We start from the raw sequence: 16,255 nt of genomic DNA, 5'->3' as shown, positions 1-16,255 counted from the left end.
TCGATACGTCTAAGCCTACGTATTTTATGGTATCCTTCATAGTACAGACTCTCCTTTGCAATTTAGCTCTGATTTTGGTTTTGGTTTAGCTTCTACTACACCATTATTCCCAAAATTAACCTAAGACATTGCACTGACGGGGAGTCTGTCTCGTTCATGATAACTGTTGAAATCGGGGAACAAAGGCGAACGCTAAAGCTTCTCCAGATGGCTCTCGCTTGCTCCACCTGCGTTTTTAGAGCCGGGAGCGAAACAAAACCGGGGCTATCTTGCAGTAATTTTTGAACGCTCTCGTGAAAGAAAACAAGTTCGGGTAGCCGAGAGATAAGGCAATCTCCGTAACGGTGGCTTCGGTTTCCCGCAGCAGCCGCTTCGCCTTCTCCATCCGGATTTTTTGCAGATAGCTGTGCGGGGACATTCCTACTTCGCGGGCAAATACGCCGGAGAAATAGGAGCGGTTCAGTCCCGCGAAGGAAGCGACCTGCTGTACGGACACGCCCTCCGTAGCGTGCAGCTCCATAAAATCAATGCATTCCTGAATCCATCCGGCGGGTTCTTCCCCGAAATGCCGCTCCCCGGCATCCGGAGTAATCCCGGCAAACAAGGCGAACAACAAGCTTTGCAGCTCCAGCGACACGGCCGCTCTCCAATCCGATGCATTGCGCATATGCCCAAGAATTTGCTCCATCGTTTGTTCCAGCGGGGCGCAATCGGCTTGGTACGTGTACGGGGTCTCGGGCGTCAGGCCGGCCAGCTCCAGCAAAGCTCTGATCCGGGGCCCGTCCATGGCCACCCAGCATAATCGAAGCGGCGAATTCGTCGCGGAAATGGAGTAATGATAAGTAACGCCGGGAAACAGGCAGAACAGATGATTGGGACCGAGCGTCACCTTATGATTTTGATACTCGAAGACAAGCTCCCCTTCCTGTACAAGATGAAGACTGTAGCATTCGATCCGCTTCGGGCCGACCTTATAGTTGGGCTTGCCCGTACTGCGTCCTCCCCGTATCGGCCAAAACTGGCTCTCCTTGTCCAAATTCCGCGGCGTATAGTAAATAAATTCGGCGTACTCGTAATCGAATTCCTGCATCACACACTCTCCCCTCCCCCAAAAATAACAAAATGATAAATAAGATATAACAAGATGCCATATGAATTTCCCTATAGTTCTAATATTATCATAGTAGGAGGCGATTGAATACGATGACTAGACCTAACATATTGCTAATTACAAGCGATCAACAGCATTGGAATACGATAGGCGCGTTCAACAACGAAATCCACACCCCGAATATGGACCGCCTGGTTCGGGAGGGGACGGCTTTCACGCGCGCGTACTGCCCCAATCCCACCTGCACGCCGAGCAGAGCTTCCATTATTACGGGAACGTATCCGAGCCAGCACGGCGCATGGACATTAGGCACCAAGCTGCTCGAAGACCGGCATACGGTCGGTGAAGATTTTAAAGCGGCGGGCTACGCTACCGCCTTAATCGGCAAAGCGCATTTTCAGCCGCTCAAATCGACGGAGGAATACCCGTCCGTAGAAGCATATCCCGTGCTGCAGGATTTGGAATATTGGAAAACCTTCAACGAGCCGTTCTACGGCTTCGATCATGTCGAGCTGGCGCGCAATCATACCAATGAAGCCCATGTAGGACAACATTACGCCTTATGGATGGAGGAGCAGGGATGCGCGAATTGGCGGGACTACTTCCGCGCTCCGACCGGTCATATGGACCCTGCGCTCACTTATAAGTGGCCGATTCCGGAAAAATATCATTACAACACCTGGATTGCGGAACGTACGAATGCCAAGCTGAGCGACTACAAGGAGTCGGGGGAACCGTTCTTCATGTGGGCGAGCTTCTTCGATCCGCATCCGGAATATTTGGTGCCGGAGCCTTGGGATACGATGTACGATCCGGATGCGCTCACGATACCCGAAGCCGCTCCGGGAGAACATGATCAGAACCCGCCGCATTTCCGGAAAACGCAGGAGGAGCATCCCGACTTCAGCGATCTGTATGAGACCGGCTTGGAAATTCACGGCTACCGCTCGCATCATTATTACGAGTACGGAACCAAGTTCCGCCTGACGGAGTACGACAAGAAGAAGCTGGTCGCCGTCTATTACGGAATGATCAGCATGATGGACAAATATATCGGCAAAATCCTCGATAAGCTGGATGAGCTCGGGCTCGCGGACAACACGATCGTCGTATTCACGACGGATCACGGGCATTTCTACGGACAGCACGGTCTACAGGCCAAAGGAGGCTTCCATTATGAAGATTTGATCAAGCTTCCTTTCATCGTCCGCTATCCCGGACATGTACCGGCGGGACAGACGTCGGATGCGATTCAATCTCTGGTCGATTTGGCGCCCACCTTCTTATCCTTCTGCGGCATTCCCGTTCCTCTGGCAATGACGGGCGTGGATCAGCGAAAGGTATGGACCGGAGAAGCGAGCCAGGCGAGAAATCATGCGATCTGCGAATTTCGCCATGAACCTACCACTATTCATCAGAAAACCTATGTGGATGAAAGGTATAAGATCACGTTGTACTACAACCAGACTTACGGAGAAATATTCGATCTGCAGGAGGACCCTGGCGAGCTTCGCAACTTATGGAACGAACCGGAGTTCGCCGCGCTCAAGACGGAGCTGCTGCTCAAATACGCGTGGGCGGAGCTGGGTAAAGAACCGATGCCGATGCCGCGCATCCATCACGCCTGAGCAGGACGCCAAAGAGGGTCTGAACCGCCGCCGGTTCGGACTCTCTTTGTACATGCTGGACGCGGACGGGATCTTCCGCCCTTATTCAGCTTGCCGGCCCGTAAAGGATCAGCAACGAAAAAGAGGCTGACCGCTCCAAGCCGGTCAACCTCATCGTATCGTACGCTTAGCCGGGGAATCACATTGCGCAAATCCATCATATAGATCCCTCGCTGCCCTTCGTGGATCGAGTCAATTCCGCTTTGTTTCACGAGGCGGTTTCTTTCGGCGAACTCATGATTGTATACACTCGAAAATAAACCCACACGGCGTTAAGCAGCAACAAGGCGCTTGTAACCAAAAATACGTATCGTGCGCCGAACCAGCCTGCTACCTGCCCGCCGAGCACGGAGCCGGCAAAAACGCCCAAATATCCTGCGGACATGCTGAATCCGAACACTCTGCCCGCCAGCGCGGGCGGTGTTATTTTTTTGATCAAAATATGGACGGACGGCAACAGCCCAGCTACGGTCAAGCCCAGTAAAAAACGCAGGCCCATTAACTGCCACGGGCTTGAAACGAACGCTTGCGGAATAAAAATGATGCCGGCGGCGATCAGGGCGCCTAGCATGACTTTGTGCGCCCCGATCTTATCGGATAGCTTCCCCAACCTGGGAGCCGCGATAATATTGGCTAGGCCCGATGCGGAGAACGTAAGCCCGGCGATGAGCGCCACATGACTAAGATTATCCGATAAATGGGTAATATATACGGTAATAATCGGCTCTATGGAGTACAGAGCCACCGTTAGTATCAGAAACGTAGCAAATAAAGTCATCGTAAGACTCTTCTCGGGAGTTTGCCGCCACAGCTCTTTTAAGGTAAGCACCTTCTGCTCGCGTCGCTCGAACGATTCCGTCACGAAGAGAAGCGTGGTAATAAAAGCGACAAGAAACAGCGCGCCGGTAATAAAAAATACGTTCTGCATGCCGAAGCTTTCCGAGATCAAGCCGCCGATCGTCGGTCCGAGCAAGGAACCGGCAATGCTGGCGGTGGAAAGCGTCCCGAGCGCCCAGCCGGAATGCTCTTGGTCCGTTTGCGTTGCGATCAGCGTGGTACAAGCTGTACCGTACCCCGTGATGATGCCCTGCAGCAGCCGCAGGCCGATCAGGACATGGACATTCGGTGCAAAGCCCATGCAGCCTACTATGAGCGCCATGCCGAGGCTTGCGCGCAGCAGCATCGGTTTGCGTCCGTATTTATCGGCGGCAAGCCCCCAGACCGGCGAGAAAACAGCCGAGATCATATAAGTGACTCCGAATGCGATCCCGGAATATTGAGCAATCGAAGACGCATCTTCAACGCCGAGCTGTTTAATAAAGAGCGGCAATACCGGGGCAATCTGACTCATTCCTACCCCTGACACAAACAGGCCGAACCAGCAGACAAACAGGTTTCTTTTCCATAATGGCATAGGATTCAATCCCTTCATACAAAGGCGAGCTCCTGCCAGAAATCTCTGGAGGCGCTTGTTATGCGGCCGGTCGGTTTCTACTTAAGCCAATGTTTCTTTCCAGCCGCTGACGGTGAGCACATCGGCTTGGCGCGGGAATATTTTCTCGATCAAGACGCGGTGAACTTCAGGGGCCGGATCGAGGCAAGCATCCGAGAGCACCGTGATCGTATAATCTTTATCCGCAGCCTCCCGCAGCGTCGACAGCACGACCCCGCTCGTCGCAATCCCGCTAAGAATCAGCGTATCGATCCCTCGCGAGCGCAGAATCACTTCCAGATCGCTGCCGGTGAAAGCACTGACGCGGAGCTTGGTAACTATAGGCTCGCCGGGCAGGGGCCGAACGGACTCGTGGATTTGTACCGCCGCATCCGAAGCGGTCATGCTGCCGTGTGTGGAAATCGCGGAGAAGGCCTTATTTCTCGGACTCGCCTCGGGATAGCCCTCGCGAAAGGCAAGCCGGATATAAATAACGGGAATATCGTTTTGCCGAGCGGCTTCCACGGCTTGCTGAAACGGAACAATATTCTCTTCTCCTATCCGGTTTACAATACCATTTTGCACATCCATGACCAACAGCGCCGCTTTGCTTTGATTTTGCATCGGTTGTCCACTCCTCATGAGTATGATAATATAAACGGAGACTACTCCACTTAATATAAACGGAGAACTCTCCGTTTGTCAAATGGTTATAAATAAGGGGGATTTCCATGACTGAGGATGAAACGGTTTCCGCACGTCCGGAACGGCGGGATGCCGCCGAAAATCGGCGGCGCATTCTACAGGTAGCCATGCGTCTGTTTGAACAGCACGGAGTGGAACCGGTCAGCATGAACCAAATCGCTGCGGAAGCGAAACTGGGTCCGGGAACGCTCTACCGCCGCTATAAGAACAAAAGCGAATTATGCCTCGATTTAATAAAAGAGCATCTGGATTTGTTATTCGAGGATATGGAAGCTTATTTGGAGCGGCACCGCACAGAGCCGCCGGAGCAGCGGCTAAAGGGCTTAATTCGTTTATTTATCGGTTTTCGGGAAAAAAAATCGCAGCTGCTGGCGGGTGTCGAGGATGCGCCGCCGTCGAATCGAAGGCCGCGCTCCAAGAGCCCTATATATGAGGAGCTGCATCAGCTCATCCTCCCTCTTTTCGACGAGATGAACGAAAACGGTCCGGCTCCGGACCCTACGTTCCGAGCCGATATGCTGCTGGGCGCAATGAGCCGGGATTCCTACGTATTTCAGCGGGAGACGCGGGGCTATACGCCGGATGAAATTTGGGAGCAGCTCTGCCTGACCTTCATTCCGCAGCGGGAACGGTAATGTTCCTGTTGGCCGCGCGGCGGTTAATAGAACAAATCCCCCAAAAGTGACGTGATGCTCTGAAGCTTATTCCGTCCGCATCCAGCCTAAGCTGGATCGGCGTCTAACCCTTCCTCTGGGATCGTTCTATGGGTAGACTTTACTTTCGGGGGTGCCCACGGATTTCCACAGGATATGGCTGCGCATCATTTCCTAAACAAACAAAAAGCTCCTATTCGGAGCTTTTCTTGTATTGCCGATTCGCTTTCGAGGCGAAGTACAGATAAATCACGATCATAATCGGAATGATAAGCCAGAATACGCCTCTGAACAGGGCAAATGGCGTTTCGAACAGAAAGGCTCTCCAGAAACCCGCCCCGCTTAGCTCCCACAGTCCCGGAGTGTAGTACAGCGCCTTCAGATCAAGCAGCACCCCCGGGTCGATCGCACCCGTAGAGATCAATACGGCCAGAAGAGGAACGAAGGAACACGCCAATGCCGCCCACATGTCCGACAACCGTTTATAACGCCCGGCTTTGGAATCGCCGTCGGAAAATATATCCTCTCTTCCCTGGCAGCCTATTTTCTTAAAATACTGATGTCCTGTGCTTTTCGTCCCCGCGATATGCTCCCATCCGCTATCCTCGAATAACGCGCAGTAATCCTCAAAGTCCCTTTGCTTTTTAAAGCTGCGATAATCGATTTTAATAACCGCATTCTCCGGCTTCGCGGATTCGAATTCGTAGCCGAACGGCGTCTTGCGCGCGAATCGCCAGCCCTGTCTTGCCATGTCGTTCAGCCAATGCTCTTCTTCGTCGAAGTTCGTAAAAAATTTATATTTTCTCATTCGCGTTCCTCCGTTCTTATTTCAATAAATCCGCCGTCACATCGATCATGTGCTTCATTCGCTCGCGGTCAAGGCGCAGCATTTCCAATCCTTTGTCGGTAATGGCATATACTTTACGGCGGCTGTCCATACTGGCCACAGGCTGAATGAACTTCAGCTTCACCAGATTCTCGACCGCTCCGTACAACGTTCCCGCGGCCATGCGAACCTGGCCTCCGCTCAGTTCCTCTACCTTCTGCATAATCAGATAACCGTGCGCCGGCTCGATTACAGCCAGCAAAATGTAATAAACGGTTTCCGTCAACGGCAAATGCTTATCTCTGTCCATACGTCTCCTCCTAACGGCATCCAGTATATCGCCCAACTATATATCGTCAAACTGTATAGTTATACTATATACAGTCCGACGATATATTGCAACACAAAAAAACGGCAAGCGTGTCCGCTGCCGTTCCCAAAGCTGCCGTTTGGCCGATCTGATATTGTATCTGATCGATTAGATTTGAAAACACAGGAGGCGGAATAACGGAAACGCCTACCGCGCTTCGGAAATCCGGTAAAAACGCCGGGCGCTGTCAAAGCGGACGGCGCTCCGTTCCCGCTCTGTAAGTCCGGCCGGCAAAACCTGCTCGAATAGCATCAGCACGTCGCGATAGCCGCCGTTTTGCGTCGCCACCGGCCAATCGCTGCCGAACATCAGCCGGTCCGGTCCGTACGCTTCCAGCAGATGCGCCGCATAAGGACGCAGCAGCTCCGGCCTGTTTCCGGCGGAGGTCAGCATACCGGAAATTTTCACCATAACATTCGGATACAGCGCAAGCGCGGACATCCGCCGCTCCCACGACAAGCGGCCCTGCTCGTCGCCATACGGCGGGCCGCCCAAATGATTCACCGCCGCATGCAGCTCCGGCGCTTGCCGCATGACCACCAAGACATGCTCCAGCTGATGTGCGCGTACGAGCAGATCGACTGCGAACCGGTCTTCGGCCCAGCGCCGCAGTCTTCGCACAGCCTCTCCGCCGCAGCGGGCAATGCGTTCCAACTGCTCGCCGCCCAGCCTCACCCCCGAGAAACGACGCCGTTCACGCAGCCGCTCGTATCGGGCAGCGTACGCCGCCTCCGCTGCGAACGGGTCGAGCGATCCGACGACGCCGACAATCCACGGGTGGTCATCGGCCAGCGACAGCAGCTCGTCGGTCTCGGCATCGGTTGGAGCGGCTTGCACGGCGATGCAGCCGCGAACCGCTCCCGCCGTCAGATGGGGCAGCAGCTGCTCCGGAGTGAAGTCCCGATACAGGTTGCTGTTATCCGGTTTAAGCCAGCCGTAATCGCCGCGGGCCGGCCGCCAAAAGTGAACATGACTGTCGAGATACACCGGCTTCCCCCTCTTTCCTTAATATAACGGCTTCCCGGCAAACAGCTCCAGCACCCGCAGGAGCTCTGGCTCCTCCAGCCCCTGCCCGTCGCAATAAGCCGCATTTTGCGCGACGATGTCCGGGCTTGCCGCTCCGGTAAGCGTCACGGCGATGTCCGGGCACGTCAAGCTGAAGCGCATGGCCGCTTCTACCAGCCCGTGCGGTCCCGGCTTCCGCAAAAAATCTAGCATGCGCATGCGCCGTCCGGCTTCTTCGAGAAGCTCGGGGTTATTTTGCAGAAACGGAGCCGGCGTATCCGCGAGCACGCCCATATTCAGCGGGCTGCCGTTAATGACCGCTGCGCCGTATTCGCGCGCCAGCGGAAACACATGCTCCCGCGCCGAATGATCGATCAGCGTATAGCGGCAGTACGTCTGCGCCGTATCCAGCAAACCCGTGCGCAAATACTGCGCGAGAATATCCGTATTGCGGCCGTTCGCGCCGATCGCCCGCACCTTGCCGTCGCGCTTCAGCCGCTCGAAGGCAGCCAGCGTTCCCTCTCTCGCTTCCTCGAAGGTCGTCGCTTCCGTCTCGTGCAGCTGTATGAGATCGATCCAGTCCGTTTGCAGCCGCCGGAGGCTCATCTCCACCGACTTGATCGTGTTGTCGTAGGTGTAGGGCTCGCCCCGCATCACGGCTTTGGTCGCAATGACCGCCTGCGGCCGTTTTCCTTGCAGCGCGAGCCCGAGCCGACGCTCGCTTTCGCCGCGCCCATAGAGCGGCGCCGTATCGAAGAAGGTTACGCCGGCATCCAGCGCGGCGTGCACCGTATCGACCGCCTCCTTGTCGCTCGTCGCTCCGAAATCGCCGCCGAGCGGCGCTCCGCCGAGTCCGAGCCGCGATACGCGGATGCCGGTTCGACCCAGTACCGTATATTCCATCAGATTCGCTCCTCTCCGTATAAGGCCAACCTAATTCGCGTTTCACCATTATCTCCGCCGCGCATCGGGACGGCCTGCGACGTATCCCGCGAATTCGTCCGGCTCATTCGCTCCTGCCTCGCAGCACCGGCGCGCGATCCGCCTCCGCCGTCCACGGCGTCGCGTAGGTCGGCGCGTTAACGTAGCGCAACATCGTCAGTTCCAGCCGGACGCCGCTGCCGGGCGCGAGCTTGACCTCGAGCCAGCGGCTGCCGATCGGCACCACAGCGGTCCGCTCTCCCCGTTCGTTATAGCAAACCGCCTGTTCGAAGCGGTGCTCTCCGAAACCGCCGGCCTGCACGATTACCGTGCGCTCCGCAGTCAGGCCGACATTCACCAGCGTCACGGTCGCCCCGTCCTCCGTCAGCGCTTCTACCAGCGCCCCGACCTGTTCAGGCAGACCGGGCCTGCGTCCGTCGGCGTCGAAATACCGCAGCCGCGCATGCTGCAAGCCGCCGTGCGAAATGTGCATCGGCGCCCCCCAGGTCAACTGCACGAGACTCTCGAAGTAAAGCGGGCAATATTCCTGCCAGAAATGAATGCTCGATAAATCGTCCGTATTGTATGCGCCGTAATTCCAGCTGCGCGGATTGCCCGCATCGGATCGCATCTTCTCCAACTGCTGCCGGATCAGCCGATAGCCCGCATGCAGCGCTTGCCCGGGGTAATCCGGCGCCAATCCCTGCATATAACGGAACCATGGGTACGTGTTGCCAATAAAATGCTTCGTTTCCTTCCCCGTCGCCGGATTGCGTCCCGACACGGCCGGGACGTCGACCTCCCGGAAATGCGCGGCCGCTTCGATCCGGTTCGCCCGTTCCCGGTCCTCCTCCGCCATCGATACTGTCCACAAATAGATCGCGTATTTCGGATCGGGCTGCCGGTAATCCGTCCAGCCGGCGTCGAAGTGCCGGTGCGGAACGACCCAGACGCCGTCCTCGCGCTTTCCGAGCGACCAGTTCAGATCGAGCTGGCGGCGCGCCTCCCCGAGGCGCGACATGTCGCCGGTGAGCAGCGCTGCGTTCATGGCCGCGTTCGTCAGCGGCTCAATGACGGTCATAAAGCCGTGCGGCCAGCGCCAGCCGTAATAACCGCCCCACCATTTGCCGTCCATATATTCCCCGATTTCACCGGAAAGGCCGACATTATCGGGCATGATGCCGCCGTTGCGCGCCGCCCGTTCTTCCCACGCCGCATAATAGGTCAGCACCCAGCCGCGGAACCGCTCCTCGCCCGTCATCATAAAGGCGTGCGTCACCAGGGAGGTTGCGTTCAGATTAAGCGGCACGTCGCCCCGGGCCATCCGCTCGTTCATCAGCCGGATGATCTCGCGGTAGACGTTATCGTCCGACCACGGGCATTTGCCGCTCGCGAAATCGACGCCGGGGATGTCCTCGAACGGAGCTAGATAATCGTCCAGCACCCCGCGGTGCGTGCACCAGTCCTCCTCGGTCATCGTAAACCTCGGCCCCTTGCTGCCGGTGATCGGAGAGCGGATCAGCTTCTTCTCCTTATCGTAATTATCCGCTTCCGGATCGTCGCCGGTGTACATCCCGGCAAAGCGGACCGAGCGCTGCACCTGCTTCGGCAAATGCGGATCGGTCAAGCCGAGAAAGTACAAATATAAATAGCCTTCGCCGTGATGCATCCAATCGTAATATCGGTCGAATTCGTTGTAAATTTGGCCGTACTGCGTCCACTGCCAAGTAATGGCATCCCACATGTTCAGCGCCAGCGCGTGAACTTCTTCGCTGCCGCCGAGCGCATAGAGCAGCGCCAAATTCATGAACGCCTCGTACGGATCGTCCGAGCCGTCCATGCCCGGCCAGTTGTCCCGCCATATCAGCGTGCCGTCCGGATACGTATAGCGCCGGACGAATTCGGCCGCCGCATCGTTTAACGTTTCCAGCAGCAGCCTCTGCATCAGCGCCCACTCCGGCGGGCTCCAGCCATCCCGGGCCGCAATCTGCGGCAGAGCGCCGGATGGCGCGCAGCCGGCGGCGGCTCCTGCGTTTACATGCCCTGTTCCTTCCCGGCTTGTCGTCAACTCATTCACCCTCTCCCATTAATTTCAAACCGAACCTCGCACACTGTCCGGACGGACGGTTCGGATGCAGCCAGAACGAGCCGGTACGCCGTGCGCTCCTCGCCCGCTATCGTCCGGTAACGCTCCTCCGTCACCCGGCAGACGAACCGCTCCGCGTCGTAGATCATCGTCACGGGGCCGATGGCCGCGCAGCCCGCCCCCTCCAGCGCCGGAGGCAGGCTGCAGATGAAGGCGGATTCGAAGCTCTCCGCCTTCCCGAAGACGCATTCGTCGCGCACCGTCAAGCTATAGCGCGCTTCCCCTCCCGCCTGCGCCGGACGCTCCCATACGAACTCGCGATGCAGCCGTTCGAGCGCCGCGTCAGGGTACGCCCCGGTCAGATCGAGCCGGTATACGACGCGTTCGTCCGTCCGCTCATAGCCGAGAGGACGGGCGCGATGCGATGCTCCGGCCGTCTGCCCCGCCCCGGCTGCGACCGGCACGGAATGACCGTAGGAACCGGCCGTCAGCTGTTCGTAGCGGTAAGCCGGCTGAAAATACTGCCGCGTATATTCGCCGGCCCCGAGGTCGCACAGAACGCTCCGGCCGCGCACATGAACGATAAAATGGCCCAGGTCGTTATGGTTGTGCGGCTCGTCGTTGCTCCCTCCCTTGGCCGCAAAGGCGACGAGCCCGCCGGCGTCCGCCGATTTGCTGACGACCCAGCCGTGACCGGGAAAATAATAGTCTTCCCGGCGCGGGAGCCCGCCGTACCGGCCGGGAGCCGGCGCTTCCGGCTCCATCCACAGCAGCATGCGGGAAGCCATCATCCAGGAGCGGAACGCGCCTTTGTATACCGGCGCTTGCTCCGGCGATGCGGCCTCGGGAAAGCGGCGGCGCAGCCGGTCGTACAGCCCCGGCTGATAATCGATTTCCGCAGGCGCGTCGGAGAAGTTGATTACCTGGCTGCCGGTCAGCATGCAGCTGCGCGGAAAGCAGGCGATGCGGCGCAGCTTCTCTCCGGCCAGCAGATCGACCTGTCCGGCCGTGCGCGAATACAGCAGCTCGGCAAAATAGACGTAATAGCCGAAGCCGAACTGCCAGTAAGCGGCTCCTTCCGGCGTCGCCCCCTGCTCGTCGAAGCCCTGCAAATGCTGCCGCAGGGCGGCGAGCGTCCGCCAGAGCATCCCGGCGAGCTTCTCCGGGTCGCGGACGAGCCACAGCGCCGAGCCGCCGATGCATGACGCGCACACGGCGGGCCAATTATTCGTCTTAAGCTCCCAATTTTGCGGCGCCGGATCGGCGAAATACACGTTCAGCACGCGCCGCCCGATTTCATCGCGCGCCCGGCGGACGACCCACGGCTCCAGCCTCTCCTCCAGCAAACCGGTAATTTCGGCCAAGGCGAACGCCGTCTCTCCGGCGAACAAGTCCACCGTCTCCCGCGGAGGCTCGGGCCGATCCCAGATACCGCTTGGATAATCGTTATGATACAGCCCTACATGCGCCGGAATCACCCACGTATATTCGTCGCAAATCGCCCAGATGATATCCTGGAGCGGCGCGATCCAGCGTTCGCCCTCCTCGTCCGCAATCGCCAGCATCGCCAAGACGCACAGTCTGCGGCGGCGGTCGAAATAGCTGTCGTCATACCGGGTGCGGTCGCCGGTCCGATGGAACAGCGTAAATGCCGAATACGGCAGGGGCGGCGCCGCAGCGCTCAGGAACGATTCGCCCGCCGTGCGGATGTCGTTCCATACTTGCGCGCAGCGCGGGTCCTGCCTGCTGCGCCGCCAGCTTCGCGGATCGGCGGCCTCCGGGAACAGCGGCGCTCCCTCGTCTTGCGCTCGTTCCAGAGCGGATTTGAGCTGACGCAGCGTCAGCTGCTCGATACCTGTCATTTTGCGTCCTCCCGCAATAAGCGGACGCACGCAGCGGTCGCGCCAGCTGCCGCCCGCTGCGGCGGTCCGGGATTATTTTTTCGTCTTTTTCCATTCGTCCAGCTGCTTCTGCGCCTCGGCGACCACTTTATCCATCCCGGCTTTTTTCAGCTTTTCCTGAAATTCGCCGAGCTTGGACGGATCGACGATCCCGGTGTTAAGGCCCGGCCCGAATTCGTCCACGACCGCATTGATGTTAGCGACCTCGGCGGCTACCGGATCGGCTTTAAATTTGAAGCCCATAATCGGCGAAGGCTTGGCGGATTCGTTTTCCTTCTTCGTCTGCTCGAAAATATCCGGCGCTTTGCCCTCGATGGGAATGCCGTTAAACACGTTGCCGAACACCCAATCGGCCGCCGCATAGCCGGCATCTTTGTTGATTTTGATCGTGCCGTCGGCGTTCTTCGTATAGTGTTTGCCTTCGATGCCGAAGGACAGCAGATTGAACAGCTCTTTGTCCGTATTGACCAAATTAATGAACATCATCGCGCGTTCCGGGTTTTTGGAGGTGCGGCTGATCGCCTGCATCGTCGTAATGATCGTATTCGTTCCCGTATAAACCTCGGTCAGCGGAGCATAGACATGGTCGAGTCCGCCGGACGATACTTTGGCTTCCTGTTCCCCGCCCGGCTTCAGCACGTTATGGTAGCTGACGGCCGTTTTACCGACCTTCGTGTAATCGTTGCCGTTTTTCAGCGTTGCGGCGTCCTCGTTAATGTAGCCTTTGTTGTACCAGGAGCGCATAAGGTCAAGATATGCTTTATATTCAGGCGTATCGTACATGTTTACAATTTTATCCGGGTTGTTCAGATTAATGACGGCAATGCCGTTGATCACATTTTCCAGATTATAGGTGCGCAGCATGTTGCCGAATTTGCCTTTGCGGTCCAGCATAAACGGAATGACGTCTTTTTCGTTCTCCTTGAGCTTGGCGAGCAGCGGCTCGATATCCTCGATCTTCTTCAGCTGCGCCGGATCGAAGTTATACTTGTCGAGATACCGCTTTTGCAGCACGAAGCCCTCTCTGTTCGTCACGGTCTGATAGTTCGGCACGCCGTAAATTTTGCCGTCGATCTTGGTCGCTTCCCAGACAAAGTCCGGCATGCTTTTCTTCACCTCCGGCGCATACCGGTCGATCAGCTCGTCAAGCGCGATGAACGCGCCTTTGCTCTGATTTTGCACATAGTCGAAGTTCCAGTTGGATGTCCACAGAATGTCGAACTCTTCCCCGGAAGCGACGCTCGTGTTCATTTTCTGGTTGTAATCGCCGGACGATACGGCGTTCAGCTTGACGGTGGCGTTAATTTTCGCTTTCGTAATTTGGTTGACCGCATCCTCAATCGTCTTCAGATCGGCCGGCACGCCGGCGGTCGCCGGATAATACCAGGACAGCTGCACAGGCTTGAGTCCCCCGCTGCCGTCTTCCCCGGCTTCCTTCGTTCCCGTGTCTCCGCTCCCTCCGCTGCTGCATCCGGCCAGGAGCAGCGAACCTGCGAGCATGGCGGGCAGCGTACGGAGCAGTACGTTTGACGCAAATCGATTCATAAGCAATGACCTCCCTCTACCATATATAATGATGCGGCGGCTGCGACGCCTTAGCTCTTCACCGAGCCGACGGTCAGTCCGGCCACGAAAAACCGCTGAAAAAACGGGAATACGAACATCATCGGTCCTGCGGCAAGCACCGCCATCGCCATCCGGGCCGACAAGCTCGGAAACTGCGACAGATCGATCTGCACATTGACCGTATTCATATTGTTGGTCATAAATTCGATCGTGCTCATGATCCGGTACAGCAGCAGCTGCAGCGGAACGAGCTCCTGGTCGTTGATGAACAGCAGGCCGAGCCACCAGTCGTTCCAGTAAGCGAATGCGATGAACAGCCCGACGGTTGCCAGCGCCGGAGTCGACAGCGGAAGCACGATGCCGAAAAATATGCGCCATTCGCTCGCCCCGTCCACTTTGGCCGATTCGAAAATTTCCCCCGGCAGCTTTTCCAGAAAGCCCTTCATGATCAGCACATAGAACGGATTGACCAAATACGGCACGATGAGCGCCCAGATCGTATCCTTCAGATGCAAATACTGCGTGACCAAGATGTAAAAGGGCACAAGTCCTCCGCTGAACAGCATCGTGAACAGCACGTACATCGTGGTGATCCGCCGGTATCTGTAATCCCTACGCGATATCGAATAGGCGACCATCGAGGTAAACAGCAGGCTGGCTGCCAGTCCGACGACCGTGACGAAGATCGTGACCCCGTATGCCCTAAGCAGCTGGGCGGGATGCTCCAAGATGAGCGAGTACGCCGTCAAGCTGAATTTCTCGGGGATCAGGCGATATCCGCTCAGCACGAGTGATTTCTCCTCCGAAAGCGAGATGGAGACGACCAGCGCCATCGGTACGATCATCGCCATCGTCAGCACAATAAAGAACAGGTTGATCAGATGCCGGGCTATCGCAGGTTGGCTGCGGGTTCGGGTTGCAGCGGCATTCATTGTTTGGTTCGCCTCCTACCATAACGAGTTTTCCGAATTGATTTTGCGAATACCATAATTGGCCGCGAGCACCAGCGCCAGCCCGACGACCGATTGGTACAGGCCGATGGCCGAAGACATGCCGATATCGCCTACGACGCGCAGCGAGCGGTACACATACGTATCGATCACGTCCGTCGTCGGATAAAGAAAGCTCGTGTCGTTCGGCACGAAGAAGAACAAGCCGAAGTCCGCTCGAAACATTTGCCCGACGGCGACGATAAACAGGATGACGATAAGCGGCGTCAGCAGCGGAATCGTAATGCTGCGGATCATCTGCAGCCGGGTCGCGCCGTCGATTCGCGCCGCCTCGTAATAGCTGGAGTCGATGCCGAGAATGCCCGCGTAATAAATCAGCGCCGAGAAGCCGACCGATTTCCATAGATGAACGAGGATCAGAATGACCGGCCAATATTTCGCTTCCTGATACCACTTCACGGGCGCGGCACCGAACTGCTGAAGCAGCTGATTCAAGAAACCGCTGGCGTTGTCAAGGAATCCGAGCGTAACGTAGCTGACGACGACCCAGGACAGAAAATACGGCAGAAACAGCGCGGTTTGATGCAGCTTCAGCCATCTTTTGCCCAGTTCGTTCATCAGGATGGCCAGCGCGACCGCGATGACCGTCGTCAATACGATAAAGCTGACATTGTACAATATCGTATTGCGCGTAATGCGGAAGGCGTTGTCCGAAGCGAAAAAAAACCTGAAATTGTTCAGCCCGACCCATTCGCTGCCCCATAGCCCTTTGGCATAATTGAATTTTTTAAAGGCGATGATCAGACCGACGAGCGGCAAATAGGCAAAAATAAATTTGAATAGAAGCGCCGGAACGGTTAGCATGAACAATTCGCCGTTTTTTCGAAACTGCTTCCATTCCGTCCGCAGCTTGCAGGCGATCCCTGCGCCCGCCGCGTCCTTCTTCATGGAGGAGCTGCGCTTCGCGTCCCCGGCTCGGACGCCGCCGTTTGGTTGCATTTCTTCAACACCTCGCTTGGCCTAAAAGTTAAGTGAGGCTGCCTCGCAGCCTATGATTGAATT

Annotated in this window: 14 protein-coding genes; 2 read left to right on the top strand and 12 right to left on the bottom strand. The window is 56.9% G+C overall.

What is annotated here, in order from left to right; translation table 11 throughout:
• Nucleotides 1–235: 235 nt before the first annotated feature.
• The gene (locus tag N0M98_RS10615) at nt 236–1,090 is read right to left on the bottom strand and encodes an AraC family transcriptional regulator (protein ID WP_259617834.1); all 855 of its coding nucleotides are present in this window, start codon (nt 1,088–1,090) and stop codon (nt 236–238) included.
• Between the two features lie 113 nt (nt 1,091–1,203).
• On the opposite strand from N0M98_RS10615, the gene N0M98_RS10610 reads away from it, so the two are divergent.
• Nucleotides 1,204–2,739 (top strand): sulfatase family protein, encoded by a 1,536-nt coding sequence (locus N0M98_RS10610; protein ID WP_249863426.1) that lies wholly within the window; start codon nt 1,204–1,206, stop codon nt 2,737–2,739.
• 247 nt (nt 2,740–2,986) lie between these two features.
• On the opposite strand, the gene N0M98_RS10605 is transcribed toward N0M98_RS10610, so the two are convergent.
• Together N0M98_RS10605 and N0M98_RS10600 are read right to left on the bottom strand one after the other, a co-directional pair.
• Nucleotides 2,987–4,192 (bottom strand): multidrug efflux MFS transporter, encoded by a 1,206-nt coding sequence (locus N0M98_RS10605; protein WP_259617828.1) that lies wholly within the window; start codon nt 4,190–4,192, stop codon nt 2,987–2,989.
• A gap of 81 nt (nt 4,193–4,273) precedes the next feature.
• Nucleotides 4,274–4,834 (bottom strand): cysteine hydrolase family protein, encoded by a 561-nt coding sequence (locus N0M98_RS10600; protein ID WP_259617827.1) that lies wholly within the window; start codon nt 4,832–4,834, stop codon nt 4,274–4,276.
• Nucleotides 4,835–4,941: 107 nt separating this feature from the next.
• On the opposite strand from N0M98_RS10600, the gene N0M98_RS10595 reads away from it, so the two are divergent.
• Nucleotides 4,942–5,550, top strand: a complete 609-nt coding sequence (locus tag N0M98_RS10595) for a TetR/AcrR family transcriptional regulator (protein WP_249863429.1) — start codon at nt 4,942–4,944, stop codon at nt 5,548–5,550.
• 211 nt (nt 5,551–5,761) lie between these two features.
• Here the strand turns inward: N0M98_RS10595 and N0M98_RS10590 are convergent, their stop codons facing one another.
• From N0M98_RS10590 to N0M98_RS10550, 9 genes are all read right to left on the bottom strand, one after another.
• On the bottom strand, nt 5,762–6,376 hold the full coding sequence (locus N0M98_RS10590; protein ID WP_249863430.1) for a DUF2812 domain-containing protein: 615 nt from the start codon (nt 6,374–6,376) through the stop codon (nt 5,762–5,764).
• A gap of 16 nt (nt 6,377–6,392) precedes the next feature.
• Nucleotides 6,393–6,704, bottom strand: a complete 312-nt coding sequence (locus tag N0M98_RS10585) for a PadR family transcriptional regulator (protein ID WP_249863431.1) — start codon at nt 6,702–6,704, stop codon at nt 6,393–6,395.
• A 207-nt stretch (nt 6,705–6,911) separates the two neighbouring features.
• On the bottom strand, nt 6,912–7,751 hold the full coding sequence (locus N0M98_RS10580) for an amidohydrolase family protein (protein WP_259617826.1): 840 nt from the start codon (nt 7,749–7,751) through the stop codon (nt 6,912–6,914).
• An 18-nt stretch (nt 7,752–7,769) separates the two neighbouring features.
• Complete coding sequence (locus N0M98_RS10575) at nt 7,770–8,672, bottom strand: aldo/keto reductase (RefSeq protein ID WP_249863433.1); 903 nt, start codon at nt 8,670–8,672, stop codon at nt 7,770–7,772.
• 103 nt (nt 8,673–8,775) lie between these two features.
• Nucleotides 8,776–10,758, bottom strand: a complete 1,983-nt coding sequence (locus tag N0M98_RS10570) for a DUF8034 domain-containing protein (RefSeq protein ID WP_259617825.1) — start codon at nt 10,756–10,758, stop codon at nt 8,776–8,778.
• Between the two features lie 5 nt (nt 10,759–10,763).
• Nucleotides 10,764–12,638, bottom strand: a complete 1,875-nt coding sequence (locus tag N0M98_RS10565) for a heparinase II/III family protein (protein ID WP_249863435.1) — start codon at nt 12,636–12,638, stop codon at nt 10,764–10,766.
• A gap of 72 nt (nt 12,639–12,710) precedes the next feature.
• On the bottom strand, nt 12,711–14,222 hold the full coding sequence (locus N0M98_RS10560) for an ABC transporter substrate-binding protein (RefSeq protein ID WP_259617824.1): 1,512 nt from the start codon (nt 14,220–14,222) through the stop codon (nt 12,711–12,713).
• 50 nt (nt 14,223–14,272) lie between these two features.
• Nucleotides 14,273–15,175: a carbohydrate ABC transporter permease gene (locus tag N0M98_RS10555; RefSeq protein ID WP_259617823.1), complete on the bottom strand. Its 903-nt coding sequence runs from the start codon at nt 15,173–15,175 to the stop codon at nt 14,273–14,275.
• 15 nt (nt 15,176–15,190) lie between these two features.
• Nucleotides 15,191–16,192: an ABC transporter permease gene (locus tag N0M98_RS10550; RefSeq protein ID WP_375295470.1), complete on the bottom strand. Its 1,002-nt coding sequence runs from the start codon at nt 16,190–16,192 to the stop codon at nt 15,191–15,193.
• Nucleotides 16,193–16,255 lie beyond the last annotated feature (63 nt).

Source organism: Paenibacillus doosanensis (genome assembly GCF_025060755.1).
GTDB lineage: Bacteria > Bacillota > Bacilli > Paenibacillales > NBRC-103111 > Paenibacillus_S > Paenibacillus_S doosanensis.
Note: the sequence above shows the minus strand (reverse complement) of the source record. Positions and strands in the feature narration are given on the sequence as shown.

Excerpts from the sequence above, each read along its gene's own strand:
- N0M98_RS10550 (WP_375295470.1), bottom strand. The coding sequence starts at position 16,192 with ATGCAACCAAACGGCGGCGTCCGAGCCGGGGACGCGAAGCGCAGCTCC.
- N0M98_RS10595 (WP_249863429.1), top strand. The coding sequence starts at position 4,942 with ATGACTGAGGATGAAACGGTTTCCGCACGTCCGGAACGGCGGGATGCC.
- N0M98_RS10590 (WP_249863430.1), bottom strand. The coding sequence starts at position 6,376 with ATGAGAAAATATAAATTTTTTACGAACTTCGACGAAGAAGAGCATTGG.
- N0M98_RS10575 (WP_249863433.1), bottom strand. The coding sequence starts at position 8,672 with ATGGAATATACGGTACTGGGTCGAACCGGCATCCGCGTATCGCGGCTC.
- N0M98_RS10605 (WP_259617828.1), bottom strand. The coding sequence starts at position 4,192 with ATGCCATTATGGAAAAGAAACCTGTTTGTCTGCTGGTTCGGCCTGTTT.
- N0M98_RS10585 (WP_249863431.1), bottom strand. The coding sequence starts at position 6,704 with ATGGACAGAGATAAGCATTTGCCGTTGACGGAAACCGTTTATTACATT.
- N0M98_RS10600 (WP_259617827.1), bottom strand. The coding sequence starts at position 4,834 with ATGCAAAATCAAAGCAAAGCGGCGCTGTTGGTCATGGATGTGCAAAAT.
- N0M98_RS10610 (WP_249863426.1), top strand. The coding sequence starts at position 1,204 with ATGACTAGACCTAACATATTGCTAATTACAAGCGATCAACAGCATTGG.
- N0M98_RS10565 (WP_249863435.1), bottom strand. The coding sequence starts at position 12,638 with ATGACAGGTATCGAGCAGCTGACGCTGCGTCAGCTCAAATCCGCTCTG.
- N0M98_RS10555 (WP_259617823.1), bottom strand. The coding sequence starts at position 15,175 with ATGAATGCCGCTGCAACCCGAACCCGCAGCCAACCTGCGATAGCCCGG.
- N0M98_RS10615 (WP_259617834.1), bottom strand. The coding sequence starts at position 1,090 with ATGCAGGAATTCGATTACGAGTACGCCGAATTTATTTACTATACGCCG.
- N0M98_RS10560 (WP_259617824.1), bottom strand. The coding sequence starts at position 14,222 with ATGAATCGATTTGCGTCAAACGTACTGCTCCGTACGCTGCCCGCCATG.